Source organism: Sporosarcina sp. HYO08, from assembly GCF_001563475.1.
Lineage (GTDB): Bacteria > Bacillota > Bacilli > Bacillales_A > Planococcaceae > Sporosarcina.
The window spans coordinates 107,561-130,762 of record NZ_LPUT01000001.1 but is presented as its reverse complement, the minus strand read 5'-3'; the positions used below and the strand labels follow the sequence as shown (position 1 = coordinate 130,762).

The window sequence follows — 23,202 nt, the reverse complement described above, 5'->3', positions numbered from 1 at the left end:
CAGTTGATAAATTACATCGCAGCCTTTGAAGTGATTTTCCCATCTTTTGGTAACGCCAAGCCGACAAGTCCAATAACTGGCAAAAAGGAAACGATGATCATTGTCGTCGCAATGCCAATCTGATCCATCAACATTCCAATCACAACCGCGCCCACCGCACCCATTCCAAAGGCAAGACCGACCGTCAAGCCTGACATTGTGCCAATCTTACTGGGTACAAGCTCTTGTGCATAGACAACTGTGACTGAAAAACTAAGCATGATGAAAAAGCCAATTATGACTATTAATGGGATCACAATCCAAAGTGGAACATATGGAAGTACGATGCATAATGGAATCGGTAACACAAGAGATAATACGATAACATTTTTACGGCCAATTCGATCCGCAATCGGTCCACCGAAAAATGTTCCAATTGCACCCAGTGCCATAAAAATAAAAATATACAATTGCCCTTCTTTAATTTTCAACCCATAATTCTCCATTAAATAAAATATGTAAAAGCTCGTCATGTTTGTCACGTAAAATGAACGTGCAAAAATGACAACAAGCAATAGAATAAGTGCAATCATAATTTGCTTACGTGTTAACACACCAATGGATGAAAGCATTACTTTTTTTCGATTCCCCTGCTCTTCTTGTTCCAATCGTTTTTTATACCACGCAGAAATTTTCATCATAATGAAAATCGCAATTGCAGCTACAATCATAAATAACGCCGCTCCCCTTTGGCCTAAAGGAACTAATATGAAAGCGCTAATTAAAGGAGCTAAAGCTTGTCCAGTATTTCCACCAACTTGGAAAATTGACTGGGACAGCCCTCTTTTGGAACCTGCCGCCATATAGGAAACACGTGATCCTTCTGGGTGAAATACAGCCGAACCAAAACCGAGCAGCATCACTGAAAGAATGATTAGCCAATAATTCGCAGCGAAAGCGATTCCTCCGATTCCGATGAGTGAAAATGCCATTCCAAAAGGTAAAGCATACGGTCTTGGCTTCCGATCACTATAGTAGCCAATGACAGGTTGCAGAACCGAGGCAACCATATTTAATGCGAAAAGCACGAACCCTAATTGTGTAAACGAAAAACCCCGTTCTGCCTCAAGTATTGGGAAAATCGCTGGAATGACGGCTTGCAATGTATCATTTAGGAGGTGACACCCTCCAATCGCAAACATAATCGGATAAACAGGATTTCCTAAAGGCATTGTTTTTTTTATTGTAGTAATTATTCTCACTTCCCTTTCATCACCATAACGATAACTGACAATTCCCATTATATCTTAACGTTACATAACAATGTTGACTCCCCCTCTTATTTGTATATCCATTCAAAAAAGCTCCCATACTTGTGTTAGCACACCAATGGTCCATGAATTAATCAAAAATAGATGAAATAAGATTCAAATTATTAACAAGCGGGAATAGAAACGAATAGAAGAACTCGTCCAGCAGCTAATGTTCTATGGAATTGAATGACTGATTTACAATATTTTGGGGAATACTATCCATTCATCAGAAGTATAAGGGGTTGAATACAGTTGACTATTTTTAATGGAGAAACATTATTAGCTTACTTCCCTTTCACATTAGTCATGATTATGCTAGAGCTGCTGATGACTTCGTACAAATCCGAGGAGATCGAATGGACTTTAAAACACGCTGTCAGCAATTTAGTCGTCAATGTCATGTGGATTGCATTGCTTTTTGCGGTCATCATGAATCCCAATATTTTTTCCCCGGAATTTATTCCGTATCTATCCAACTTATACGATCAGTCCATTGCTAAAACGACGTATATTTTGAATACAGTGATGGGTCTTATTGCATTTGCTGTGATTGTGACAAACACAATCGACACGTACACAGGATTTGTGAACTGTAAAACAAGTAAAAAAAGCGATCAAGTTTGAGTCTTCTCAAACTTGGTCGCTTTTTTTGTTTGGTCTTAGTATGTTTTTCGGATCGACAATGAAGCTGGCTGTTATACCTACAAAAATAACTGTTGTAATGGAGTAAATTAAATAAATGGAATGGACCAGAAGACTGCCAACAACAACAATTAAAGCATCCAGTAAAAAAATCATAATACCGGCATTTATATGCAGTTTTTTCGCAATCATTTGCGCCAGTAAATCGATTCCCCCGATACTAATGTCTGCCCTCAGCATAATACCGATCCCCATTCCAATGACAATGCCGCCGATTGCAGCACTGACCAATGGCGTTGTCAATGTTTCCCCTCCCAAATGATGGAGCGGGTAGAAAAAATCAATGATGATCGAAGAAAGAAGCATACCGTGAATGCCGTTGTAGAAAAATCTACGGAAATAAACCCATGCTAACATAAAAATGGGTGCACTAATGATTAAAAACGTCAAGCCGACCTTTGTTCCGAACAGATAATGGAATACCAGACTAATGCCAAGTGCGCCGCCTTCCATTAATCCAAAAGGTACGAGAAAAACATTTAACCCGATTGCAATCAAAATACTGCCAATAAATATCGTCATCGTCTTATAAAAAAAGAACATGGGATCCCACCTATACCTTGACTTTCTAGATATATATGTATGTCCCAAGCAAAACTTCACAGTACAACCGTTTGAATCCAAAAAATAAACAAAGTGCCAGGCACCTTGAACACTAAACAGAGTATCGAAATTAGAAAATGATACTCTATTTTAACAGTGTTTAGTGGTGCTTGGCACTTTCGGGGCATCCCCTCAAATCCATCTTCCTACGATTGGATAGTTATAATCTTCACCATTCAATGCTTTGACGATTCCGATAATCGGCACGATGATCCACATAATGCCAAATGCAATGACCATTGGAATGCCGATGATCAGTACGATGAGCAAGATTGAAATAAAAACAAAAAGACCCATGACAAGTTGGAATAGAATCGCCTGGATCGATAATCGTTTAATCTCTTCGTCTTCCGTGAAATGAGCGACTAGAAAAATACAAAAAGGAACGAGATAGGGAGCGAAAAAAGCACTCGCATGAATTAATACTTTCATTCCTACTTTTTCCAAATAAAACACCTCCAAATACATCTATTTACATATACGTATGTGACTTCGAGATGTTTCAGTTCCAAGTAAGTTTTAATGGATTTTTTGCTTGGTTGAATATTCAAGTTTCATCTTATCTAATTCTAACTTCATTTTTTCCGTTTCAAGCACATAATTTTGTTGTTTTAGTTTTTCTAATTCAATTTCTTCTTTTAAAAACTCTGCCTTCATTCTTGTAATTCTTCGATTATGTTCCGTGAAAATTGCTACGATTGGGACAGTCATCACGATGGCTACGATGAGGATCGGCGTTAGTTCCATTTAAAACTCCTCCTTTACATATTGAAATGATATGTGGGCATACTTTTGGCACAACGAAGAAATGAGGTACCCAATTATATGCAATCTTCTTTCGATACGATGAAACGTTATGCACTTCCTTTTGAATCTGACGATGATCTGCTTCCTTTACTTGAAGCAATTGGCGATGCAAAAATTGTCTGTCTTGGAGAAGCAAGCCATGGCACATCGGAGTTTTACACAGTACGAGCACGGTTATCAAAAATGCTGATCGAACAAAAAGGATTCACCTCGATTGCAGTGGAAGGTGATTGGCCATCCGCTCAAAAGGTAAATCGCTATATTAAAGATTATACCACAAGTGATAAAATTGTCGGTCAAGCACTGCAAGCTTTTCATCGTTGGCCAACTTGGATGTGGGCAAATGAAGAAATCTCCAATCTCATTAATTGGCTAAAAAAATTTAATCAGAATAAAACAGCTATACAAAAAGTCGGTTTTTATGGCATTGATTTATACAGCTTATGGGAATCGATTGATGAAATCATTCGGTATTTGACAGATACAAATCCCGCGGGAGCGGATCTCGAATTAGCAAAAAAGGCTTTTTCTTGCTTTGAGCCGTATAATCGCTATCCGGAACAATATGCCATTTCAACTGTCCATTTTTCCCAAGATTGCATCGACGAAGTCAGCCAGCTGCTCGCTTCCATTCGGTCGCACCCGCAATATTATAAAGATACGGAGGAATCCGATTTAAATATTAAGATGAATGCGCTTGTAGCCAAAAATGCTGAAAGTTATTATAGAGCGATGATGCAAGACAATGCCGCTTCGTGGAATATTCGGGATGAACATATGGTAGAAGCGATTAACGAAATTCGTGCACATCATGGTTTAGATACAAAAATGATTGTGTGGGAACATAACACCCATATAGGGGATGCCCGGGCAACAGCTATGAAAGCGGAAGGTATGTTAAATATTGGTCAAATTCTTCGTGAGCAATATCATCCAGATCAGATCTATACAGTAGGATTTGGTACACATCGCGGTACCGTCATTGCAGCGGAAAAATGGGGCTTGCCACATAAAATTGTCAATGTCCCCCCTGCTAAACAAGATTCCTGGGAAGACTTGCTTCATCGCATGGGCAGCCAAGATAAGCTTTTCCTTTTTACGGAAGAAAATCGAAAATACTTTCAAGATTGGATCGGACATCGCGCGATTGGCGTCGTGTATAACCCTGAATTTGAAATGTATGGCAACTACGTACCTTCACAAATTGGCAACCGATACGATGCCTTCATTTATATTGATCGAACAAAGGCTTTACAGCCGATTAACGTTGGGGCACCTATAGTGAATGTATAGAAAAGAAGAACAAGTGCCAATTTCGGTACTTGTTCCTCGCTTTTTATCTACATTAAAGTCAAAAAAGGCTGCAACAGCAGCCCCTTTAAATTACTTCACATCTTCAATATTGAGTTTTGTCCCATCGTTAAAGTCTACTTCAAGATCAAACTTGGAATACGAATCCAAGCTAAAGTATTTCATGATTTGATCAATGATTTCTTGCTGTGCTTTATTTGCTGTAATATTTAACTCCATAAATAATTTATGAAGCTCGTCCATCGCCGCGTCACCAGTTACATTGATATTCGTTAATTTATTTTCATAATCTGAATCCGCAATATCACTCGTCTTATAATCTACATCAATCGCGTCTTTGCCATCGACATCGATTTCAAGATCAAATTTTTGAAAGCCATAATCATGTGTTGCTTCATTTACAGTATTTGTGTTTTCTTGTGTCGTTGTATTTCCTTGTCCATTTGTAGCTGGCGGGTTTGTCGTTTCTGGCGTCGTATTCGTATTTTTCCCTCCGCAAGCGCCAAGTATTAATACACCTGACAACGCGATTACTGAAATTACCGTAAACTTTTTCATCGCTTCACAACCTTTCTAAGTCCTATGCCATTAATTTTGCCTCTTTCCATAGAAGTTAAACATTGGATCTTGCAGCTGTATTTTACGAAATTGTTCGATTACAGCCTATTTGTTCGTCCTTCCTCCACCAATTTTTCAATCAAATCACTTTCACGTTTTCCAGCCATAATGACCATTATAATGACGCCAAAGCTGTCAATTATATTTTTCATATTCAATCCCCCCTTGGTACGTATATTGAAATCATCGGAGGCTTAACTTAATTCGGAGGCAATTGACGTTCGCAATTCCTCTATTAACAACTACCAAGTCAAGTTAATCCGATTCCGCCCAAGCAGTCTACCCATCTATTCGGATTGCATACATTTTTCATTTTAATAATGCTTCACATTTAATCTTGTATTTAATGAAAATCAAAAAAGCACTGATTGTTAGTCAGTGCTTTTAACATTTATTTATTTTTGTAAAAAAGTGGAGGGCATGACGACTGCGACAACTTCCCCAGTTGCGCAGAGTACATCATCTGCAAAAACATCCACTGCTACTTTCCATTTCTTTGGATGGACTTCCTCCACTTTCCCAACCGCTTTCAATCCTTTCCCTTGAGGCGTCGGTTTTACATAATTCACATGTAACGAGGCAGTAACAAACCGAGGCGGTTCCTCTCCGCTACCCGGCTCATGTCCGTTTTTCCGATGTAGGGCAAGTGCGGCAGATCCTGTTCCATGACAATCTATAAATGACGCGATGAGGCCGCCATAAACAAATCCAGGAAGCGCCATATGTTTCTGTTCGGGCCCGTAAAAAGTAACTGTTTCCTCTCCTTGCCAACCTGTTCGAAAATGATATCCTCCTTCATTTAAACGACCGCATCCAAAACACCAGGCAAAATCGTCTGGATAATCATCTTGAATTGCATGTACTACTTTATTTTCCATTGCACATCCCTCCCGTTCTCATACCTCATTTAAGTATAACACTAGTTTCTGAATCTTCAGAGGTCAGATTACTAATTTTATCTGTCTGATTTGCGTATACTGTAGAAACGATTTTCAGGAGGAATTACACGTGAAAATGAGGGCTTTCCTGCTCATCATCATATTGGTCGGCGGAACGTACGCTATGATTCAATCCTACACCGAATACAATGAAAAAAACTTTCGGGATTTCGTCGGTTCACTCGATACTGAATTTACTTCTCTTGTATTCAATCAACCTTCTACTACTGGCGCTACTCCGAATACGTGGATGGTTGAAGATGAGGGGAAAATTGATGATCTGATCAGCTTTCTAGATAATTACCAAATCCGTAAACTAAAACAGGAAGAGGTCATTTTTGATGTCGTCGAGCCTCGGTATAGTATTAGTCTAAAAGATAATAACCATAATGTCTTGACGATCTTTCTAGATGAAAATATCATTATACAAAGCGATTCCAATTACTACGAAATCGTTGGTGGACCCATCGATGTAGCATGGCTCCAACATTTTTTTATCAATAGTCAAAAATAAACAGACGATCCCGTGAAAATTTCTTTGCAACGGGATCGTCTGCTTATTCATGTTAACATATTACATACGGGATGTTATTTCATCTAGATTAATCACACGATGACAAAGTCTTTGAACAAGTTTTTCCTCGTGGCTGACGACGATCATGCCCATATTTCTTTCACGGACAATTTCAAGCACTGCATGCCAAATTTGCGCTTGTGTAATCGCATCTAGCATCGTCGTCATCTCATCTGCGATCAAAAATTTTGTATCTGGTCCAAGCGCTCTTGCGACACAGAAACGTTGCAGTTCGCCACCTGATAACTCGTTTGGCCACCGCGTCATCCATTCTTTTTCAATTCCTAATAAGTCTAATAAGGATTGATCTGGACGCCATCCTTCATTTAATACTTTGTCCATTTTCCAACGCGGATTCACGGCTTTTTCTGGATGTTGAAAGATCAATTGGACAGGGTGAAAGCCTTTTGAATTGATTGGCTCACCGTTTAACAATACTTCGCCCTCTACTGGCTTTTCATATCCAGCTAAAATTTTGCATAGCGATGTTTTCCCATAGCCGCTCGGAGCCTTCAGCCCTACAATTTCCCCGGGTTGAATGGTTAAATCAACGTTTCGAAATAACCAAGGATACCCATCATAACGAAATCCTAGATTTTTCGCCTCAATCTTCATGAATACACCTCACCTTTCCGTCCCGCAGTTCACGCATTTCCGGTCTTGCTTCACCGCAAGCCGGCGTTGCAATTGGACAGCGCGGCGCAAATAGACATCCAGGCGGCAATGCATTCGACTGTGGCTGTGATCCTGGGATCGGTGTAAAACCGTTTTGCGGCAGTGCGTTCCAAAGCGCTTTACTGTACGGATGCCGCAAAGCTTCACCTTTCCCTTTAAAATTTTCGACAGGTGCAATTTCCATCGTCGTTCCCGCGTAAAATACGGCAATTTTATCGGCAATTGTTAATGCTGATTCAATATCATGCGTGATCAGCATGACTGCGCATCCTTGATCGGCAAAAGCACGAAAATTTTTGAGCGCCTCTTTAATGACAACAGGATCAAGTCCAGGCGTTGGTTCATCTGCAATGATTACTTTCGCACCGCTGACCATCGCAGTTGATAACAACGTCCGCCTTGCCATCCCTCCCGATAGTTGGAACGGGTAAAGATTTTCAACGCCCTCCTGTAAATGCAACTGTTCAAAAACGTCTCTTTGCAAAGTGACTGGGTCTCCCGATTTAGCAGAAGCGCGCACTTGCTTCCCAACACGCATCAAAGGATCCAAATAATTGACGGACTGCGGAATTAGTGAAATTTCACTTCCCCGCAACTCCTCTTGTCTTGCGGATGTTAACGTTTCACCCTTATATTTAATCGTGCCGCTCTGAATTGCATTTCCAGGAAGTATGCCAAGAATCGCATGGGCAAGCAAACTTTTCCCCGAACCGCTCGCACCGACGACCGCAAGAATCTCGCCTTCTTCTAAAACAACATCTAAACCTGAAATAACAGTTAATGTCTCTTGTTGCCATTTACTTGTATATTGCTTAAATGATATAGATAAATCTTCAACTTCTAAGATAGGCATTTCACTCCCCCTTTCATGCATTTATTCATGAGCTTTCGTTGGATCAGCAAGTATGCGAATATTTTCCCCTACCCAATCGAAAATCCTAACAATCAACAACAATGACAAACCTGGGAAAAAGGCAAGCCACCACATGCCCGAAGATAAATACTTCATTGACTCCGATAAAATGACCCCAATGGCGGGCTCGTGCGGAGACAACCCTAACCCGATAAAGGTTACTGCTGCTTCATGTAAAATTACGTGAGGAAATAACAACAGAAAACCAATGATCATTTGTGGCAACAGGTGCGGAAAAATATGGTGTGCGGCAATCCAAACGCTTGATTTCCCCATCCGTTTAGATATTTTTACGTACTCGGAAGAACGAACTTGCATCACTTCCGCCCTTATAACCCTGGCAAGGCTCGGCCAATGCGTCAGCATTAAGCCAAAGACAACGCCTTTAAATCCACCGCCTAAAGTAAACGCAATGAGAATAAGGGCGACAAGATGCGGCACACTTAAAAATAAATCGATTAACCAAGAGACGATCCGATCAGCTGCTTTTCCCATCGTTGCCGCAATCATACCCAGAGAAACAGCAATGAATGTACTGCCAATCGCGCCAATTAGCCCTACCTTTATACTAAGAGAAAGCCCCATAACCGTCCGGCTGAACATATCACGTCCAAGCCAATCTGTTCCAAACAAATGATGAAGCGAAGGCGCTAAATTTTTCTCCTGAAAGTTTGTGGCAATACGTTCCGGGTTCAAAAATGTACCGCCAATCACAACGAGCGCCAAAAAAACCGCGGCGAAGATTGTGAAAAAAATCATCCAATGACGCCGGTTGAGCGCCAAACGATCGGTTTGAATTGCTTGCCTCATAACGATTTCCCCTCCCTCGTTCTAGGATCGACAAGGTAAGTAACAATATCGGCAAGCAAATTACCAACAAAAACAAATAATGTACTAAAAATGACGAGCCCTAATAATAACGGCACATCGCCTCTTAACCCCGCTTCAACTGTTGCTTGGCCCAAACCTGGATACGAGAAGACTTGTTCAGCCAGCACCGCGCCGCCGAACAGCTCGCTAAAAGCGGCAAATTGTAATGTAATGGCCGGCAATGCGACATTTCGTAAACCATGCTTCCAGAACAGCGGAAAACCTTTTTCACCTTTTGCTCTTGCAAAGAGCACATAATCACTCGCTAATACATCGATCAACTTTTGTCTCGTATGCAAGGCGACATTGGCCACGCCTAGTATACTTAACGTCAATGCCGGAAGAATTAAATGATGAATTCGCTCGGCGAGAGTTACGTCCTGTGCTAAGACGCCAGCTGGCACCCCTAACCCAACTGGGAACCATCCAAGCCATACCGCAAACACTATGAGCGTCAGAAGTCCCATCCAAAATGTTGGTGTTGACGCAAGTGTGAAACAATACCATTTAATGATACGATCAATCCACGTACCTTTTTTCATAGCCGCAACAACACCTAACACAAAACCGAGCACGCCCGATATAACCCATGCAGTAATCATCAAAATAAGCGAATTCATAAATCGTTCTTGAATAATTTCTGATACAGGACGGCGGAAAATCATTGAAGTTCCTAAATCCCCGGCGAGTAAAGATGATCCCCAATTGAAAAATTGCACCATTAGGGGCTCATCCAGCCCCCAATAAGCCGCAATTTTCTCCCGTTGCTCGGGGCCGACTTTTAACATGTCGGCTCCGATATAAGCTCGGATAGGATCGATGGGAGAATTCTTTATTAATAGGAATGAAATGAAACAAATGGCTATTAATAATGTCGCCATTCTTATACTTTTCAACAGAAGAAAAGTACCTGTCTTTTGTAACATTCGTTTATTCACGTTACTGACTCCATTTCCAGTCTGCAATATTATCTGTTGCAGGCCAGCCATGTCCATGAACATGAATACGCTGCTTGCCAATGTCCAATCCATCTTTTACAAAATAAAGGTGATCGATGTTCACAAGCCACGCCCAAGGTGCATCACCTTTTGCGCTTAAGCCCGTCGTGCCATCCCATTGCGCTTTTTTCCAAAATTCCAGTGCCTCTTCTTCACTTCTCGCTTGAAGTGCTTTTGCAAAATAGTCATCTACTGTTTCATTTTTGTAATAGCCTGTATTGTACCAGTCAACTCCTGCATTTGCACCACCATAAATATTGTACATTTCATGCGGATCATGACTTCCCCACCCCATTAAAACAGGCTCAGAAAACATCTTTTGTGCAATGACATCCCAGCTTGCGCCTTCTACTTTAACCGAAATGCCAAGAGGTTTTAACATATCTGCAACAGCAATCGTCAAGGATTGTCTGACAGCATCATCCGCCGTATAGTAAAGTGAAAATTCCGCTTTCAAATTATCCTTCTCTAAAATCCCATCACCGTCTATATCTTTCCATCCCGCATCTTCTAACAATTTACGAGCAGCTTCTAGATCTCCATCTTCGATGACAGTATCCGGATTCCACCATGGCAATCCATCAACAGATGTATAAGCTGGAGAACCGTATCCACCTAATACACCGTCAACTAACGCTTGGCGGTCAAGTGCTATATTGATCGCTTGGCGAATGGCTGGATCTGCGGTTACGTCATTTCCAATAGGAAGTCCATCTTCAGTTTGCTCCCCAGACGGCACATATGGAAACACGATGCCGCGGTTGTCAACAGTTTTAACTGATTTTAATGTCATACCAGGAACTTTTGTATCGGCAAATGCTGCTGGAACAGCGACAAAGTCAACAGTACCAGCTTTGGCAGCCGCTAACCCTGCATCTTCGCTTAAAAATAAAAACGTAATCTTTTTGAAGTATGGTTCTTTACCATAATAATTTGGATTTGCTTCTACAATCAGCTGCTGACCTTTGTCCCATTGAACGAATTGGAAAGGACCTGAACCAATTGGATTTTCTGCATAATCTTTCGTGTACGCATGTTTAGGTACAATACCTGTTGCAACGAGGGAATTGACAAATGTTGATTGTACTTCTTTTAAAGTAAATTGAATCGTTGTATCGTTTACGACTTCAATTTTCTCGATCACATTTAAATCGACAACGGATCCGTTTTCAGCAGCTGTTTCAAATGTGAATTTCACATCTTCTGCGGTTAGCGGTTCACCATCTGAAAATTTCACATCATCGCGAATAACAACCGTCCAAACTTTACCGTCTTCGCTTACTTCATAATCCGTTGCTAAATCGTTAACGATCTTTAAATCGTCATCTCTTTTTAATAAAGTGCTCTGAAATAAAGGCGATCCATAACGTCCCCAACCAGTTGTCGGATCGAAGCCTGTTGCCGGCTCGGAGCCAAATGATAGAACGAGCTCGTCTTTTGGCTTAGAATTATCCTGATCCTTACTCTCTTTGGCTGGATTCGATTTGGACGAACAACCTGCCAATACAATTGCTAGCATAAAACTAAATAGGATCATAAATCCGATGCGTTTTTTATTCAACTCTAACACTCCTTTAAATTTGTTCAACAGGTGCAACTGTGAAGTTTCCATAGGTCACACCTTTTAAACTCGTTAACTGATGACTTAGTGCTTGTACTTCCTTCGCTTTTCCTCTTACTACGATGATTTCAAGACAGCTATCATGATTAACGTGAAAATGCATCGTCGCAAGAATTAAATGGTGCACATCATGTTGAATCACTGTCATTTCGTCCAATAAATTTCGTTGGTGATGGTCATAAAACAATATTATACTTCCAGCTATTTCCTGATCACCATCTTCCCATGTTTGATGGAGAATGGCTTCTCGTACAAGATCCCGTACGGCTTCAGACCGATTTTCATACCCCTGTTGCTGTACCAAGTGATCAAATTTGCGCAGCAAGCTTCCTTCCATCGAAACACCGAATCTTTTTAATGTTGAATCTTCCAAAATAACACCTCCCGATCGTAACACATTTCTTCACATTCGTAACACGCGATGTCAAAAAAATACCCGCACAATGCTAATTTTCAGCACGGCATTCTATTATAGAAGCATACAACTTTCTATAATATGTCAATTTCATGGGAATCGCAATCATTTTACCCGTGCTATAACATTTCCCTCCGTGACACGTTTCTCCCTATTCGTAACACGCGATGTCAAAAATATGCCTGCATAACACTAATTTTTAGCATAGCCGATTATTATACAAGCATCCAATTCTCTATTATATTTAGATCACATGAAAATAGCAATCATTTCACATGCATAATCAAGTTCATTTTATCCATCCTAATTAGAAAAATGGAGTTGAATCGTTGTGTCTAATTTCTGTCCCATTGAATGGCGGAAAGACCCTACTCCACCTTCTCAAATAGATTGTCCGGATTGCGGCCTTCTAGAGCACGGAACTCGCATGGTTTGGGGCGAAGGCAATCCAGCTGCCCCCATCATGATCATTCTTGATAATCCGGGTGCACGGGAAGACCGGGAAGGAAATTCATTCGTTTGCGGTACAAGGCAAACATTACAAAAAGCTTTGCATGAAGTTGGATTTTCACCGTCTGATCTATATGTAACTTTTATTATTAAAAGAAAACCGACCCGTGCCTATGATAAGGAACAAACACGCGCGACGTGCATGCATAAACATTTGTTAAAACAATTAAAGGAGAATAAGCCATTACTAATCATTTGTCTAGGTAATATAGCCGTACAATCTTTTTTTGAAAATCAGGAAGCCGAAGTCAAAACATTTAGAGGGAAATGGCATCAGGTTCACGGTTATCGAACAGCTGTTGCTTACCATCCACTAGCCGTCAGACGCCGCCCGAATCTATGGAAACTTTTCATAGAAGATTTATCTTTTGTTTCAACGGGTTATCAAACGTTAAAGAAGGGGCCGTTCTAGACAGCCCCTTCTTAGTATGTAGGTTACCAAAGCATCGGTTTTTGTACCATAAGCCATAGCATAATGAGCATTAAACCGAGGTAAATCCAAGAGGTACGATTCAATCGAAAAAGAATATTCTTCTTGTCAACGCCCGGGTCATGAAACCTTCGAAGGACAAATGTAAATCCTTTCGCAAGAAAAACACCCGATAACAGCATGACAGCAATCGTCATAATCACCCAGGACGTATACCATGGCCATGGTCCAAGTATCAATAAGAGAACCCCACTAAAAACAAGTACATGCCCTGCATGCATGACAACTCGAATAATTACTTTAATGATGGCTAAGTAAATCTCTTCAATTTCTTCCTTTACTCCATGCAACCGCTTAATCACCGGCATTAAAAGAACTAAAGGACCAATCGAAAGTACTGCACTCACGACATGGGCAAAAACAATTATGCCATAGACAACATCGTACTTCATTTAGAACATCATTTCTTTACAGGGCTAAATTCGTGTACCCAAACTTTCATCGTCGGCAACCAAGGCATATTTGGATGGATAGAAAGAATGGATTCTTTGTATGCTTCTAAACTTTCAAATCCTTCTCGTAAAGCATCTGCATCCGTCATCTCACCAAGCTCTTGAGAATAAAGCGCATCGATCACAAACTCTTGTCCTTCCAACGTCATTATTTCGCCTGGATGTGCATAGACACCGTTGCGGCGTGTCGCTGTTTTTTGACAATTTAGTACGCGTGCAACATCTTCGGGAATCGTGACAAGACGTTCAATTTCACAAGTCTTTTTTGGATATTCATTCATTTCAGTCGCCTCGTTTCATAATATTCACTTCTCTTTAATCATAGCCATTCTTCAGCTTTTTTGCGAGTCATCCACTGTAGTTTTCGTTTATTCGTAACAAAAAAGAGACAACCGGCACCTCTTCAGTCGCCAATCGTCCCTTCGTATTACGTAAGTAAATTTAAAAATTGTCTCGTTCTTTCTTCTTTCGGATTTGTAAATAGTTCACTCGGTTTGTTTCTCTCAACAATTTTCCCGCCATCCATAAAAATGACTTCGTTTCCGGCTTCCTGAGCAAAGCGCATTTCATGAGTGACAACGACCATCGTCATGCCTTCATTGGCAAGGTCTTTCATCACTTGTAGCACTTCTCCTACTAACTCAGGATCAAGTGCCGAAGTCGGCTCATCAAACAACATCACTTGAGGTTCCATTGCCAACGCTCTCGCAATGCCGACGCGCTGCTGCTGACCCCCGGATAGTTGAAAAGGATAAAAATCTAGCTTGTCTCCTAACCCGACTTTCTCCAATAAGTTCACTGCTTTTTTGCGCGCTTTTTCTTTAGGTATGTTTTTCACAATGACAGGACCTTCCATTACATTTTCAAGTGCCGTCTTATGTGGAAATAAATTATAATGTTGAAAAACCATGCCAGTTTCTCTTTTAAACGTATCGATGTCTTTTTTCTGTACTTTTTTTGAGAAATCCGCAAGGTGTCCATTTAATAGGATGCTGCCTGACGTTGGCATTTCTAATAAATTTAAACACCGAAGAAGTGTCGTTTTACCGGATCCGGATGGGCCGATGACGACAACAACCTCCCCCTTGTCAATTTCGAGGTCGACACCTTTCAGTACTTCGAGGTCCCCAAAACTTTTATGTAAGTTCTTAATCGATATCATGCGCTTTCCCTCCATCCTTTCATCGTTTCGCGACATAGCGATCTAATCGTTGCTCAATCCGATCTTGAATAATGGAAAGGATAAAACAAACTACCCAGTAAATAAGTGCAGCTTCTATGTAAACTAAAAGAAATTCATAGTTCGCGGAAGCGATTTGTTGTGCACGCCGGAACATTTCAGTCACTAAAATTACGGATGCCAATGAAGTATCTTTCACTAAGCTGATAAATGTATTTGAAAGCGGTGGAATCGATACACGTGCCGCTTGCGGTAAAATAATTCGCTTCAACGTTTGAGAATAATTCATGCCAATCGTATGTGCGGCTTCCCACTGGCCTTTCGGGATGGATAAAATAGCCGCTCGAATAATTTCAGACGCATAAGCACCGACGTTTAGCGAAAACCCAACGATCGCTGCAGGGAATGGATCAATAATAATTCCAATTGTCGGCAACCCAAAAAACAAAATAAAGAGCTGAACGAGCAATGGTGTACCCCGGATAGCAGACACATAAACTCTTGCAATGATTTGTAACAGCTTACTAGGAGAAAGCCGAGCGAGCGCTGTTAACACAGCCAGTATGATGCCGAATAAAAAAGACAGCAATGTTAAAGGAATCGTATAGAGAATAGTTCCCTCCAACAAAGGCCGGAGGGAACTAATGGCAATATCCATTAACTTTTGAACTCTTTCTGGGTCGGCAAAAATATTATTTAAGTACATTTTCACCAAACCATTTCTCGGAAATTTTGTCGTATGTTCCGTCTTCAATGATCTCATTCAACGCTTTGTTTACTTCTGTGATTAACGTTTCGCTTCCTTTTCTAAATAAGAAGCCACTTTGCGACGCGTCTTCTGAAGTTGCGACAATTTTAACGGCAGCATCCGGCTTATGCTTTTTAAAATCTAAGTACGATAGTTTGTCGTTAATCGTCACATCTACACGCTTCGTCAGGATCAGCTCAACGGCCTGGTTAAATCCTTCGATTGCTTCAATCTCTGCTCCGTAAGATCTCGCCAAATCACCAAAGTTACTCGTTAACGTCTGTGCCGATTTTAATCCCTTCATGTCCTCAAAGCTTTTGATGTCATTGTTATCTTCACTTGCAATTAAAACGGCAGCTGATGAAATATAGGGTTCTGAAAAATCATACTTCTCAATGCGATCCTCACGAATTCCTACCTGATTTGCCACCATGTCAAATCGTTTCGCATCAAGTCCCGCAAACATCGCATCCCATTGTGTTTCCAAAAATACCGGTTCAACATTGAGACGTTTTGCGACTTCAGTTGCGAGTTCAACATCAAATCCAGTTAAGTCACCTTTCTCATCATGAAAACTAAAAGGCGGATAGATTCCTTCGGTACCAATCACAAGTTTCCCTTCTTTTTGAACCTTTTCCCAAAGATCTCCAGTTGCTTTGCCATTATCTTCTTTCGAACTTTCTGTGTTGTTCCCATTATTGGCATTCCCGCATGCAGCTAACAATAACAGCAAGCTAGCAAGCAGAAGAAACCAGATACGGTTCTTTTTCATGTTGTTTCCTCCAATGTCTTGTACTTTACTTGGTTTTTTGTATCATACAACATTCAAAGAATTTCGTCAAAACAATTTTCCTAAGAGGAATTTTCTTACTCTAGAGGAGTCATCGAAATAGCCCAACTTTCACATCAAAACTTATCGTACATTTACAATTGAAGATATAATTGATACACTAACTCAAATGGATAGTAGATTGAATATTCGATGAAAAGAGGTTTTAATGATATGAACACATTCATCGAAGGTAAAAAATCACAAAGCACAATTGCAAATCTGTATTTATTAGTGATTGGCATTATTTTTCTTTCGGCGAATATGAGAGCCCCCATTACATCTGTTGGACCAGTTGCTGCATCGATCCGCGACCACCTTAGTCTATCTAATGCGATGACAGGGGCTTTGACTACCATTCCACTTCTAGCCTTTGCGCTCATTTCTCCCTTTGCACCTCGGCTTGCAAGAAGCTTCGGCATGGAAACCGTATTATTTTTTGTGCTCATTGTCTTAACTTTTGGTTCTCTTATTAGACCGCTTGGACATCTAACTGTCCTATATGGCGGAACGATTTTTATCGGTGCAGCAATTGCGATCACCAATGTGTTAATGCCAGCCTTTGTAAAAATGAACTTTGCAAATCATATTGGTCTCATGACAGGCATCTATTCCGTCGCCATGAATTTAACAGGTGCTATTGCCACGGCAATTAGTATTCCCGTTGCGATGGCAAGCGGTTTAGGATGGAAAGGTTCCATTGGCATCTGGTCAATCGTTGCCGTTATTGCATTAGTCGCTTGGATTCCGCAACTCCAAAAGAAAAACAATTCGTCATCCGATTCACAAACGGCAAAAAAAGCCCACTTATGGCGGTCTCCGCTTGCCTGGCAAGTGACGCTTTTCATGGGGCTTCAATCATTATTATTTTATTCACTCGTTGCTTGGCTTCCTATTATTTTACAAGATCAAGGCATGACCGCATCGCATTCCGGTTTCATGTTAGCGCTAGTACAGTTCACTCAAATACCATTTATGTTCATCATTCCAATCATCGCCGGGAAAATGAAAAACCAAGTGCCACTTATTTGGATTACTTTCCTATTCATGGTTGCGGGACTGTGCGGTATATTATTCGGCGGCAATCTCCTCATCTTGCCATCCGTCATTAGCCTTGGCATTGCAGGTGCTTTTGCATTTGCATTAGCGATGATGTTTTTTACATTAAAAACTGTTGACGCTCACCAAGCAGCAGACCTTTCCGCAATGGCGCAATCGTTTGGCTATTTACTTGCTGCCACAACGCCGCCCTTATTCGGCCTCTTATTCGACCTAACCGCAAGTTGGACAGTCCCGCTATTCCTATTAATTGGCGCTGCTTGTCTATTGTTGGTGATCGGACTTCAAGCTGCAAGGGATCGAACGGTTTAAAATTAGCAGATGGATTTGCAAAAGCTATAACAAAAAACTCAGCCGACAAGCGCTGAGTTTTTTAAGTCGTTTTTGTGATAGTTGCTTCCAGTTCTACTGCAACATTACCTTTGATTGCACGGCTGATCATACACGACTGCTCCGCTTTTTCGGCAAGTCTATAGGCTAGTGCAAGATCTTTTTCAGTTGCCTCCGACGTTAAAACGATATGAGGTTTATGAATAATTTTCTTATAGGTGATCACGCCATTCGTATAATCGACAACACCGACGGACTCCATTGTTAGTGCATCTTTCTCCAATTTACTGCGCTCCATTATCGCTGCAAGCGTAATAATATAACACGTCGCAGCAGCCCCTAATAACATTTCATCCGGATTTGTCCCAATACCAGGACCGTCCATCTCTTTCGGAATTGAAATTTCCGCTTTTAAATTACCGGCTGCCATCGATCCGACATCATTTCGAAGCCCCGGCCAGTCCGCTTTCAAATAAAAATAATGCTCTGCCATTTTTAAATCCTCTCTCCTCTACTATCTTTTACTTTAGTATACAAAAAAGCCGTCCACAACGTATGTGAACAGCTTTTGATAGCCAAATTAATTTACAATGACCGTAAATTCTTCATGCTCATGCAAATCATGTGCATCTTCCACATGTATTTGAATGTGATATGTTCCTGCTGCTGCAAATGTGTGCTTGCCGATATATTCTCCAGCTTTTGGTTCATCCGCCTCAATCCAGTCACGTTTGTCAGCATCTGCTTCATTCCAAATTTCATAGCGTACCCGTGCTTTTTCTAATGGCGTAGAATCTATTTCTATATGAACAACTAAGTCAGTAGATTCAGTTATAGAAATGCTTTCAGGCAGATCAAAATGCATTGAAAAACCTTCAGTGTGTCCATGTTCATCGCCTTCGTCATGCGCTTCTTCATAATGACCGCCGTCTCCGACAACAACTTCCTTTTTCGGCATCGTATGCATGCCTCTAGCATCTACATGAACTTGAATATGAAAGAGTCCATCGTGGCCAAAAGACGTTTCAGCCGTATAAAGACCATTTTCCTCATTCGTCGCATCAATCATGATGCTTTCATCTTTTTTGCCTTCTTCCCAAACTTCATAAACAACCTTATCTGCATCTTCGATTTTTTCTTCACCTTGTGTGACAAGAGCCGTCATTTCAACGGGACTATCCACATCTGCCTTCTCCGTTACCGTTAACTCGACTGCGATTGGCTGTGGCGCCTCTTCCGTGGCATTGTTTTGTTCATCTACTTTTTGATTGCACGCCGATAAGATGACAAGTACACTTACTAGTAGCAATAACCATAAATTCCGTTTCATCAAATCGCCTCCTACAAGTATTATGCTTAACTATTGTTTATAAATCTAGTATGATATGTCGTGAAATACCGTTTACTGCCAACGTCTTTCACAGCATTTTCATTTAATATTCATATTACTTTCACATTTTTAAGCGAAAATAGAAGTACTTAGTATTTATTTGAAACGAGGTTTTTTATCATGCACCCATCAACTATAATGATTATCGATGACGAACAACAAATGAGATCACTCATCCGTACATTTTTAGAAAAGGATGGCTATCATGTTGTTGAAGCGACGGATGGCATGGAAGCACTTGAACTCATTGAAAAAGTTTCTCCGCATTTATTAATTGTTGATGTAATGATGCCCTATATGGATGGATTTACGCTTGCAAAAGAAGTAAAACGAATGTCTAATACTCCTTTAATTTTTCTATCTGCAAAAGGAGAAGAATGGGATAAAATCCATGGCTTGAAACTTGGCGGGGATGATTATATCGTAAAGCCTTTTCAGCCCGGTGAACTGCTGGCAAGGGTAGAATCTGTTCTCCGCCGTACTTATCAACACAATTTCACGGCTGACACGTTGAAAGTGGGTCCTCTTGTCATTGATGATGACGCGCACTCCGTGACACTAAATGGGAAACCTATTTCGTTAACACTAAAGGAATTCGGTCTCCTACGGCTGCTCGTTAAAAACAAGGGCCGTGTATACACAAGAGAACAGCTACTGCAAACGATTTGGGGAGAAGATCATAAAGGCAGCGCCCGAACTGTAGATACACATATTAAAACATTACGACTAAAACTAGGGGCGGATGGCGAGCTTATTGAAACAGTTTGGGGCATCGGCTATAAATATGGGGGATAAGTATGAGGCGCATTAAATTTGGTACGAAAATGCTCCTTTCTCTCGTTGCCATTATTGGATGCACCGTCATTTTCTCATTCTTTTTTATTCATTTTTTATATTCCCGATTGTATTTATCGACAATTGAGGAATCGATTTTGTATCAAGGCAGCCAACTTGTCATGCTTTCCCAGCATGACACATCATTGATCGAATCAAGTGATCCTATTCAATGGCATAACTCCATGACGGAGTATGAAATCCTTCAATTGAATCACTTGGAAGAGCTTCCTGCACTCTTTCCGGATATCTTAAACGATCAGGATTTGTTGAAGGATACGATCGTTAAACAGTTGGAAAAAGAATCTTATGCGTTTGTTGAAGGTTTTCTAAATGAAAACAAGCAAGAAGTGTTAGGTGCTGTCTTTCCTATCGAAAAACAGGGAGCAACCGCCGGATATTATTTTATCTTTACAACGCTCGCTTCCATTCCAAATGCGTTTAGAGAAAGTCTGCCGCTGCTCGTTGCATTTGGGATTTTATTTTTCTTTATCCTTTTTCTCGTATTAAACCGCATTTGGTATTCCATTCTTGGTCCACTTCAAGAATTGCAAACCTTATCAAACGAAGTGTCACGCGGCAATTATTCAAGTCGGATTCAAACAGATCGGGACGATGAAATCGGAAAAGTGATGAAGGCATTTAATTCAATGAGCTACTCTCTTGAACAGCAGGAAGAGCGAAAAAAAGAATTTTCATCAAATGTTGTTCATGAGCTTCGTACACCGCTTACATACATTAGTGGCTACACACATGTATTAAAAGATAAAATACATTCATCCCCTAATGAAGCAGACAGTTATTTAACAACGATTGAAAAAGAAGCGGAGCGTTTAGGTAAATTAATAAATGACTTGGCGGAGTTAAATCATTTGCAAGAAGACATGTATGTGATCGATCGTCAGCCGATTGCGCTGGCACAGTTATTCTTGGATACGCTGGATTTGTTTAAAATTCATATCGCGGAAAAGAAATTGCGGCTTGCCTTGTCAGTTGAAGAAGATCTAATTGTGATGGGTGATCCGAAACGTGTTCAACAAGTTTTTTATAATTTACTTGATAATGCGATTAAATACTCGTCTATCGGTGGAATTCTTGCCATAGTCCTAAAAGAAGAGCACTCTTTTGTAGAGTTTAAAGTGCGAAACGAGGGCATTCACATTCAACAGGAAGATTTGGCACGCATCGGAGAACGGTTTTTCCGCACGGATAAAGCACGGACCCGCACAACCGGAGGCACAGGGTTAGGGCTTTCCATCGTGAAAGAAATTATTCGTCTGCATGACGGAACATTTTCTATATCAAGCGATTCAAAAATAGGGACAATCATCACTGTGAAATTGCCTGCAATGGAATGGGATGAGAAAGGTTGACTGGCTAGAATGCCAGTCAACCTTTTTATTTCAGATAAATGTAAGGTCGAATGATGATTCTGGCGGACTTTCTTTCTTTTCGGTATGATAGTCTGGAAAGTAGGTGTCGGATTTTGAGTCAACGCATGGGGAAGATTGGGTTATTTACTGGACTTATTTCGTTTGTACTATTAATTGTAAGTGTCCGAAATGTACTGGATCAAACACTTGTCTGGAAAAATTACTTAGCTTTTGGTGTTTTCGGTTTAATCGTTGGAACAGTAGCATTTCTTTTATTATTTTATGGCTTAAAAATTGCTTTTTGGATTTTTATGCCTGCCCTTGTGCTCGGATTTCTGGAACTTTTCCGAAATTTCATCTTCGTTGATAATGGATTTGGCGATTTAATCGGGATTTTGTCGTTGTTTTTATTTTCAACGTTTGGACTTGTTCTTGCGTTGGGTGTGCAGTTTGTTGTAAAACTTATGAGGAAAAACAAGTGATGTTGTAGCTTCTTACATAAAAGACGCGGCCGACTTTAACGCGGCCGCGTCTTTTATTTCGCTGATTCTTTTTTAATTTGCTTACTTCTTAACTGTCCGCAAGCCGCATCAATATCGGTGCCTTGTTCAAGTCGAACACCGCAAGGTATGCCTTTTTTCTTTAATGTTTCATAAAATGCTTTGATCGCCTCTGGTGTACTTCTGCGGTATTGATCGTGCTCATCAACGGGATTATATGGAATTAAGTTGACGTACGATAGGTGACGTTTGTTTTCAAGGAGTCTTGCGAGTTGCTGGGCTTCTTCAATATGATCATTAACATCATGCAGCATAATGTATTCGAATGTAATGCGACGGTTTTTAGATTGTAAATAGTAATCGATCGCATCCATCAGTTTTTCGATTGGGAAAGCTTTGTTAATCTTCATAATGCGTGAACGAAGCGCATTGTTTGGTGCGTGCAATGATACTGCCAAGTTAATTTGAATGTCTTCATCTGCGAACTCTTTTATTTTAGGCGTTAAACCACTTGTCGAAACAGTAATGTGACGTGCACCGATCGATAAACCTTTTTGGTCATTAATAACACGAAGGAAATTCATCAAGTTTGTATAGTTGTCGAATGGTTCACCAATTCCCATAACTACGATGTGGCTGACGCGTTCGCCCTGCCCTTTTGCATCGAGGTGGAATTGTACTTTCATAATCTGCTCGACAATTTCTCCAGCATCTAAATCACGGCTCTTCTTTAATAAGCCGCTCGCACAGAAACTGCAGCCGATATTACAGCCAACTTGTGTTGTCACACAAACTGAATAGCCGTACGGAAATTTCATGAGCACTGTCTCAATTAAATTGCCGTCCTCCAAGCGAAACAAAAATTTAATCGTCCCGTCTTTGGATTCTTGCTTCACTGTTTGCTCCAATGTTTGGATGACGAAATGATCCGCCAATAATTGAATGCATTCTTTATTTATATTTTTCATATCCTCAAAATTCGTCACGCGTTTCTTATAGAGCCAATCCCAAATTTGTGCGGCACGAAACTTCTTCTGTCCATGTTCGACAATCCATTCCGTTAACTGGTCGATAGTCAAACCGTATATTGATTTTTTCATTTGGATTCCTCTTTTCATTCAATCAATTGCGCCGTTGCGTAATTGCGATACTTACTTATACTACAGGAAA

Annotated in this window: 28 protein-coding genes; 8 read left to right on the top strand and 20 right to left on the bottom strand. The window is 40.6% G+C overall.

Annotation, left to right across the window (positions count from 1 at the left end; translation table 11 throughout):
- Nucleotides 1–11: 11 nt before the first annotated feature.
- A complete protein-coding gene (locus tag AU377_RS00660) occupies nucleotides 12–1,211 on the bottom strand; it encodes an MFS transporter (protein ID WP_067403864.1) in 1,200 nt (399 codons plus the stop codon).
- A gap of 333 nt (nucleotides 1,212–1,544) precedes the next feature.
- On the opposite strand from AU377_RS00660, the gene AU377_RS00655 reads away from it, so the two are divergent.
- On the top strand, nucleotides 1,545–1,916 hold the full coding sequence (locus AU377_RS00655) for a hypothetical protein (protein WP_067402564.1): 372 nt from the start codon (nucleotides 1,545–1,547) through the stop codon (nucleotides 1,914–1,916).
- Between the two features lie 6 nt (nucleotides 1,917–1,922).
- On the opposite strand, the gene AU377_RS00650 is transcribed toward AU377_RS00655, so the two are convergent.
- The 3 genes from AU377_RS00650 to AU377_RS00640 form a co-directional block, all read right to left on the bottom strand.
- Nucleotides 1,923–2,537 carry a YitT family protein gene (locus AU377_RS00650; protein ID WP_067402561.1) on the bottom strand — a complete coding sequence of 205 codons (615 nt, stop codon included), beginning with the start codon at nucleotides 2,535–2,537 and terminating at the stop codon, nucleotides 1,923–1,925.
- 192 nt (nucleotides 2,538–2,729) lie between these two features.
- A complete protein-coding gene (locus AU377_RS00645) occupies nucleotides 2,730–3,044 on the bottom strand; it encodes a DUF4870 domain-containing protein (RefSeq protein WP_082731865.1) in 315 nt (104 codons plus the stop codon).
- A gap of 72 nt (nucleotides 3,045–3,116) precedes the next feature.
- Nucleotides 3,117–3,344, bottom strand: a complete 228-nt coding sequence (locus tag AU377_RS00640) for a hypothetical protein (RefSeq protein ID WP_067402555.1) — start codon at nucleotides 3,342–3,344, stop codon at nucleotides 3,117–3,119.
- 78 nt (nucleotides 3,345–3,422) lie between these two features.
- Between AU377_RS00640 and AU377_RS00635 the strand changes: the two genes are divergently transcribed.
- Nucleotides 3,423–4,697: an erythromycin esterase family protein gene (locus AU377_RS00635; protein ID WP_067402552.1), complete on the top strand. Its 1,275-nt coding sequence runs from the start codon at nucleotides 3,423–3,425 to the stop codon at nucleotides 4,695–4,697.
- Nucleotides 4,698–4,787: 90 nt separating this feature from the next.
- Here AU377_RS00635 and AU377_RS00630 read toward each other — a convergent pair whose 3' ends face one another.
- On the bottom strand, nucleotides 4,788–5,273 hold the full coding sequence (locus tag AU377_RS00630; protein WP_067402549.1) for a YusW family protein: 486 nt from the start codon (nucleotides 5,271–5,273) through the stop codon (nucleotides 4,788–4,790).
- Nucleotides 5,274–5,728: 455 nt separating this feature from the next.
- The gene (locus tag AU377_RS00625) at nucleotides 5,729–6,211 is read right to left on the bottom strand and encodes a PaaI family thioesterase (RefSeq protein ID WP_067402546.1); all 483 of its coding nucleotides are present in this window, start codon (nucleotides 6,209–6,211) and stop codon (nucleotides 5,729–5,731) included.
- Between the two features lie 130 nt (nucleotides 6,212–6,341).
- On the opposite strand from AU377_RS00625, the gene AU377_RS00620 reads away from it, so the two are divergent.
- Nucleotides 6,342–6,785, top strand: a complete 444-nt coding sequence (locus AU377_RS00620) for a hypothetical protein (RefSeq protein WP_067402543.1) — start codon at nucleotides 6,342–6,344, stop codon at nucleotides 6,783–6,785.
- Nucleotides 6,786–6,845: 60 nt separating this feature from the next.
- Here AU377_RS00620 and AU377_RS00615 read toward each other — a convergent pair whose 3' ends face one another.
- Genes AU377_RS00615 through nikR form a run of 6 tightly spaced genes read right to left on the bottom strand, consistent with a single transcriptional unit; the run spans nucleotide 6,846 to nucleotide 12,295 of the window.
- On the bottom strand, nucleotides 6,846–7,460 hold the full coding sequence (locus tag AU377_RS00615) for an ABC transporter ATP-binding protein (RefSeq protein ID WP_067402541.1): 615 nt from the start codon (nucleotides 7,458–7,460) through the stop codon (nucleotides 6,846–6,848).
- Entirely contained in the window at nucleotides 7,450–8,373 is a 924-nt protein-coding gene (locus AU377_RS00610; RefSeq protein ID WP_067402538.1) for an ABC transporter ATP-binding protein, read from the bottom strand. Before AU377_RS00610 ends, AU377_RS00615 begins: the two co-directional genes overlap by 11 nt.
- 21 nt (nucleotides 8,374–8,394) lie before the next feature.
- A complete protein-coding gene (locus AU377_RS00605; RefSeq protein WP_253724360.1) occupies nucleotides 8,395–9,192 on the bottom strand; it encodes an ABC transporter permease in 798 nt (265 codons plus the stop codon).
- A gap of 47 nt (nucleotides 9,193–9,239) precedes the next feature.
- The gene (locus AU377_RS00600; protein ID WP_067403862.1) at nucleotides 9,240–10,229 is read right to left on the bottom strand and encodes an ABC transporter permease; all 990 of its coding nucleotides are present in this window, start codon (nucleotides 10,227–10,229) and stop codon (nucleotides 9,240–9,242) included.
- Nucleotides 10,230–10,242: 13 nt separating this feature from the next.
- Entirely contained in the window at nucleotides 10,243–11,862 is a 1,620-nt protein-coding gene (locus AU377_RS00595) for an ABC transporter substrate-binding protein (protein ID WP_067402532.1), read from the bottom strand.
- 13 nt (nucleotides 11,863–11,875) lie between these two features.
- Entirely contained in the window at nucleotides 11,876–12,295 is a 420-nt protein-coding gene (gene nikR / locus AU377_RS00590) for a nickel-responsive transcriptional regulator NikR (RefSeq protein ID WP_067402529.1), read from the bottom strand.
- Nucleotides 12,296–12,668: 373 nt separating this feature from the next.
- On the opposite strand from nikR, the gene AU377_RS00585 reads away from it, so the two are divergent.
- On the top strand, nucleotides 12,669–13,259 hold the full coding sequence (locus AU377_RS00585; RefSeq protein ID WP_067402526.1) for a uracil-DNA glycosylase: 591 nt from the start codon (nucleotides 12,669–12,671) through the stop codon (nucleotides 13,257–13,259).
- A gap of 23 nt (nucleotides 13,260–13,282) precedes the next feature.
- Here the strand turns inward: AU377_RS00585 and AU377_RS00580 are convergent, their stop codons facing one another.
- The 5 genes from AU377_RS00580 to AU377_RS00560 form a co-directional block, all read right to left on the bottom strand.
- Complete coding sequence (locus AU377_RS00580; RefSeq protein ID WP_067402523.1) at nucleotides 13,283–13,729, bottom strand: hypothetical protein; 447 nt, start codon at nucleotides 13,727–13,729, stop codon at nucleotides 13,283–13,285.
- Between the two features lie 8 nt (nucleotides 13,730–13,737).
- Nucleotides 13,738–14,070: a fructose-1-phosphate kinase gene (locus tag AU377_RS00575; RefSeq protein WP_067402520.1), complete on the bottom strand. Its 333-nt coding sequence runs from the start codon at nucleotides 14,068–14,070 to the stop codon at nucleotides 13,738–13,740.
- A gap of 146 nt (nucleotides 14,071–14,216) precedes the next feature.
- Entirely contained in the window at nucleotides 14,217–14,951 is a 735-nt protein-coding gene (locus AU377_RS00570) for an amino acid ABC transporter ATP-binding protein (RefSeq protein ID WP_067402517.1), read from the bottom strand.
- 19 nt (nucleotides 14,952–14,970) lie between these two features.
- A complete protein-coding gene (locus AU377_RS00565) occupies nucleotides 14,971–15,675 on the bottom strand; it encodes an amino acid ABC transporter permease (RefSeq protein ID WP_067402514.1) in 705 nt (234 codons plus the stop codon).
- Nucleotides 15,662–16,489, bottom strand: a complete 828-nt coding sequence (locus AU377_RS00560; protein WP_067402511.1) for an amino acid ABC transporter substrate-binding protein — start codon at nucleotides 16,487–16,489, stop codon at nucleotides 15,662–15,664. The genes AU377_RS00565 and AU377_RS00560 overlap by 14 nt, the downstream gene beginning before the upstream one ends.
- Before the next feature lie 231 nt (nucleotides 16,490–16,720).
- On the opposite strand from AU377_RS00560, the gene AU377_RS00555 reads away from it, so the two are divergent.
- Nucleotides 16,721–17,917, top strand: a complete 1,197-nt coding sequence (locus AU377_RS00555) for an MFS transporter (RefSeq protein WP_156450344.1) — start codon at nucleotides 16,721–16,723, stop codon at nucleotides 17,915–17,917.
- A gap of 61 nt (nucleotides 17,918–17,978) precedes the next feature.
- On the opposite strand, the gene AU377_RS00550 is transcribed toward AU377_RS00555, so the two are convergent.
- Entirely contained in the window at nucleotides 17,979–18,428 is a 450-nt protein-coding gene (locus AU377_RS00550) for an OsmC family protein (RefSeq protein ID WP_067402505.1), read from the bottom strand.
- An 87-nt stretch (nucleotides 18,429–18,515) separates the two neighbouring features.
- Nucleotides 18,516–19,265, bottom strand: coding sequence for a FixH family protein (locus AU377_RS00545; RefSeq protein ID WP_067402502.1), 750 nt, complete (start codon nucleotides 19,263–19,265; stop codon nucleotides 18,516–18,518).
- A 180-nt stretch (nucleotides 19,266–19,445) separates the two neighbouring features.
- Here AU377_RS00545 and AU377_RS00540 point away from each other — a divergent pair, with 180 nt between their 5' ends.
- From AU377_RS00540 to AU377_RS00530, 3 genes are all read left to right on the top strand, one after another.
- The gene (locus AU377_RS00540; RefSeq protein ID WP_067402499.1) at nucleotides 19,446–20,120 is read left to right on the top strand and encodes a response regulator transcription factor; all 675 of its coding nucleotides are present in this window, start codon (nucleotides 19,446–19,448) and stop codon (nucleotides 20,118–20,120) included.
- A 2-nt stretch (nucleotides 20,121–20,122) separates the two neighbouring features.
- Nucleotides 20,123–21,532 carry a cell wall metabolism sensor histidine kinase WalK gene (locus AU377_RS00535; RefSeq protein WP_067402496.1) on the top strand — a complete coding sequence of 470 codons (1,410 nt, stop codon included), beginning with the start codon at nucleotides 20,123–20,125 and terminating at the stop codon, nucleotides 21,530–21,532.
- Between the two features lie 113 nt (nucleotides 21,533–21,645).
- Nucleotides 21,646–22,014 carry a hypothetical protein gene (locus AU377_RS00530; protein ID WP_067402493.1) on the top strand — a complete coding sequence of 123 codons (369 nt, stop codon included), beginning with the start codon at nucleotides 21,646–21,648 and terminating at the stop codon, nucleotides 22,012–22,014.
- Nucleotides 22,015–22,067: 53 nt separating this feature from the next.
- On the opposite strand, the gene rlmN is transcribed toward AU377_RS00530, so the two are convergent.
- Nucleotides 22,068–23,132 carry a 23S rRNA (adenine(2503)-C(2))-methyltransferase RlmN gene (gene rlmN, locus AU377_RS00525; RefSeq protein ID WP_067402489.1) on the bottom strand — a complete coding sequence of 355 codons (1,065 nt, stop codon included), beginning with the start codon at nucleotides 23,130–23,132 and terminating at the stop codon, nucleotides 22,068–22,070.
- Between the last annotated feature and the right edge of the window lie 70 nt (nucleotides 23,133–23,202).

What these genes read in the sequence shown, in the direction of transcription:
- AU377_RS00615 (WP_067402541.1), bottom strand. Translation starts at nt 7,460, where the DNA reads ATGAAGATTGAGGCGAAAAATCTAGGATTTCGTTATGATGGGTATCCT.
- AU377_RS00610 (WP_067402538.1), bottom strand. Translation starts at nt 8,373, where the DNA reads ATGCCTATCTTAGAAGTTGAAGATTTATCTATATCATTTAAGCAATAT.
- AU377_RS00605 (WP_253724360.1), bottom strand. Translation starts at nt 9,192, where the DNA reads ATGATTTTTTTCACAATCTTCGCCGCGGTTTTTTTGGCGCTCGTTGTG.
- AU377_RS00635 (WP_067402552.1), top strand. Translation starts at nt 3,423, where the DNA reads ATGCAATCTTCTTTCGATACGATGAAACGTTATGCACTTCCTTTTGAA.
- AU377_RS00560 (WP_067402511.1), bottom strand. Translation starts at nt 16,489, where the DNA reads ATGAAAAAGAACCGTATCTGGTTTCTTCTGCTTGCTAGCTTGCTGTTA.
- AU377_RS00575 (WP_067402520.1), bottom strand. Translation starts at nt 14,070, where the DNA reads ATGAATGAATATCCAAAAAAGACTTGTGAAATTGAACGTCTTGTCACG.
- AU377_RS00600 (WP_067403862.1), bottom strand. Translation starts at nt 10,229, where the DNA reads ATGTTACAAAAGACAGGTACTTTTCTTCTGTTGAAAAGTATAAGAATG.
- AU377_RS00580 (WP_067402523.1), bottom strand. Translation starts at nt 13,729, where the DNA reads ATGAAGTACGATGTTGTCTATGGCATAATTGTTTTTGCCCATGTCGTG.
- AU377_RS00650 (WP_067402561.1), bottom strand. Translation starts at nt 2,537, where the DNA reads ATGTTCTTTTTTTATAAGACGATGACGATATTTATTGGCAGTATTTTG.
- AU377_RS00565 (WP_067402514.1), bottom strand. Translation starts at nt 15,675, where the DNA reads ATGTACTTAAATAATATTTTTGCCGACCCAGAAAGAGTTCAAAAGTTA.
- AU377_RS00545 (WP_067402502.1), bottom strand. Translation starts at nt 19,265, where the DNA reads ATGAAACGGAATTTATGGTTATTGCTACTAGTAAGTGTACTTGTCATC.
- AU377_RS00625 (WP_067402546.1), bottom strand. Translation starts at nt 6,211, where the DNA reads ATGGAAAATAAAGTAGTACATGCAATTCAAGATGATTATCCAGACGAT.
- AU377_RS00660 (WP_067403864.1), bottom strand. Translation starts at nt 1,211, where the DNA reads ATGCCTTTAGGAAATCCTGTTTATCCGATTATGTTTGCGATTGGAGGG.
- AU377_RS00550 (WP_067402505.1), bottom strand. Translation starts at nt 18,428, where the DNA reads ATGGCAGAGCATTATTTTTATTTGAAAGCGGACTGGCCGGGGCTTCGA.
- AU377_RS00640 (WP_067402555.1), bottom strand. Translation starts at nt 3,344, where the DNA reads ATGGAACTAACGCCGATCCTCATCGTAGCCATCGTGATGACTGTCCCA.
- AU377_RS00570 (WP_067402517.1), bottom strand. Translation starts at nt 14,951, where the DNA reads ATGATATCGATTAAGAACTTACATAAAAGTTTTGGGGACCTCGAAGTA.
- AU377_RS00555 (WP_156450344.1), top strand. Translation starts at nt 16,721, where the DNA reads ATGAACACATTCATCGAAGGTAAAAAATCACAAAGCACAATTGCAAAT.
- AU377_RS00630 (WP_067402549.1), bottom strand. Translation starts at nt 5,273, where the DNA reads ATGAAAAAGTTTACGGTAATTTCAGTAATCGCGTTGTCAGGTGTATTA.
- rlmN (WP_067402489.1), bottom strand. Translation starts at nt 23,132, where the DNA reads ATGAAAAAATCAATATACGGTTTGACTATCGACCAGTTAACGGAATGG.
- AU377_RS00540 (WP_067402499.1), top strand. Translation starts at nt 19,446, where the DNA reads ATGCACCCATCAACTATAATGATTATCGATGACGAACAACAAATGAGA.
- AU377_RS00535 (WP_067402496.1), top strand. Translation starts at nt 20,123, where the DNA reads ATGAGGCGCATTAAATTTGGTACGAAAATGCTCCTTTCTCTCGTTGCC.